Raw genomic sequence first — 2,093 nt, 5'->3', positions numbered from 1 at the left:
GATCAGCAGAAGGATTGCCAGATCATTGCGGCCAAGTGTGGGGGATGGCTGGGTCATGAGGATGTCTCCGGTCACACCTGGATCAGTTCAGGGTCGTCATAAAATCGATTGGCCGCAAAGCGGCTCGGCTCGCCTGCCTGTCAGCATAGAGATTATTCCTGTTTCCGGGGAACTTGCGGCTCTCCTGCTATGGTGATCCCGGAAAATCAGGCATGAATCGTCCGCGCATAGGAAACATTTTGGTGAAATAGGTATCACTGTTGATTCCTTTGGGGCGGGCTGTTTCTCGGCTTCATGAGGTCCGGACCATCATGTGTTGCGGGTGAATGCGGCATGGGTGCGGGTCAGAACAGCGTTGGAGGTTTTAATCAGAAGAGTTTCAACCTTCAGGTAATAGAGATGCGCGACAGCGAGGTTGATGAGAAACAATACGATAACAAGTGCCATAAATATCAGATAGTTAAGGTCACTGCTGGTGGGAAGCATGTACACAAGGGCCGGGATCAGGATCGCATGCAGCAGGTACAGCGCATAAGATGAATCGCCCAGAGGACTTAATCCATGAAACAGCTTCAGTCCCCGTTTGTTGCGTTCCAGTACGACCACTCCGGCCACCAGGAAGAAGCTGGGTATCCCCCAAAGCACAACGGCGGGGTAGCGGTGGTAATCCAGCACAAGGCTGGCTGCAAATCCCAGAAGCGCAACGACCACCATGGCTGCGCCTTGCCAGGCGGGCAGGGGGCGGGGCCGTGTCGCCATCATGCCAAGCAGGGCTCCTGCCGCAAACTCCAACAGCAGAGCGCTGGTCATCAGTCTTGGCAGACCAAAGGCCGTTTCGCTTGAGGGGGACCAGAAAACACCAATGGCGACGCTGATCAGAAACAGAACGCTCAGCCAGATGACCCGTTGCAACAGCGGGATGCGCAACGCGATCAGCACCGCAAAAATGGCGTAGAAATAGACCTCATAAGCCAATGTCCATCCGACATCGATCAGGGCGCTGGCGCCATTTGGCAAAAGCAGCACGGATCCAATCCAGATCATGGCCTGATCGGGAATCGCGCGGCCTGTGAGAAGGGCCAGAGGAATGCCGATACACGCCACCAGCCAGTAAGATGGATAGACCCGTGAAAACCGTTTGCGTAAAAAACGTGTCCAATCGCCGTTATTGTCCTGGTTTGTCCACATCATGATGAAACCGCTGACAACAAAAAAGATATGGACACCGGATGCACCGAGGCCGGCAATATAGGTTGTATTCGGAAACGAGACGCCGAGGCTTTGATGCAGCCAAATTACGCAGTGGTAAAGAGCAACGGCAGAGGCGGCAATCGCCCGAAGCGCCTGAATGGAATGAAGCACTGGTAAAACCTGAACACTGAAACTGCCGACAGCCTAGGGGACCGCAGCAAATTTCGTCAAGCTCTTCGCCGATCCCAGAAAGGGCGGCCAAAGACCCGCAGCTATCCGGGATTAAGGGGCCTGACCCGCAGCTCATTCATGACAGCTGTCTTTTCAGTTGCTATGAACATGTTGTGTTAAAACGGGTTTTGAGCAGATGCAGATTGAACAGATGATCCCGTCGGGCGTTTTGATCCTGACCGCACCCGCAGGGAACAGGTTTAGCCGAAGAAGAAGGACTGTGTGAGCCGGTTGCAGCGTCTATCGCCAAGAGCCGGTCAGGTACGATTGATTTCAACCCCGTCGACGGATCGCTTGTCCGGGTTCGACGGTCTGATTGAGAAAAGGGTAAAAGCGGATCAATGAAGAGTGGTGACACAAAATACTTGCTGATTTGCAATACGTCGGATGGTCTGATCGCTCAGCTCAACGGCATTGTCGTTCAATTGCAGTTTGCGCGCCGGATGGGGATGACGCCGATCATCTATCTGCATCAGAGAAGCTATATGTTTGGCGGTCCAAACCCGTATTTCGACGCCGAACACGGGCCCAATGTCTGGGACTATTACTATGAACCCGTTGGGGTGTCTGGCGACGAGATTCAGGCTCTGATACAGGCTGAACGGGTCTATACCCTGTCTACGGCGTCCGAGTTGATGCGGCTGTATCGGTGGGAGCCCAGAAGCTGGTTC

General features: G+C 53.9%; 2 protein-coding genes. One reads left to right on the top strand and one right to left on the bottom strand.

All coding sequences use genetic code 11. The annotated features are described in order from the left end of the window. Positions 1-309: 309 nt before the first annotated feature. Positions 310-1,362, bottom strand: a complete 1,053-nt coding sequence (locus AC2FNU_RS24610; protein ID WP_496794201.1) for an acyltransferase family protein — start codon at positions 1,360-1,362, stop codon at positions 310-312. Between the two features lie 401 nt (positions 1,363-1,763). Here AC2FNU_RS24610 and AC2FNU_RS24605 point away from each other — a divergent pair. Next, positions 1,764-2,093 (top strand): hypothetical protein (locus AC2FNU_RS24605; protein ID WP_496794197.1); only part of this gene is annotated, 330 nt, incomplete at its 3' end.

This window comes from Ruegeria sp. BHSB064 (assembly GCF_059613205.1).
This window is presented reverse-complemented; position numbering and strand designations above follow the sequence as displayed.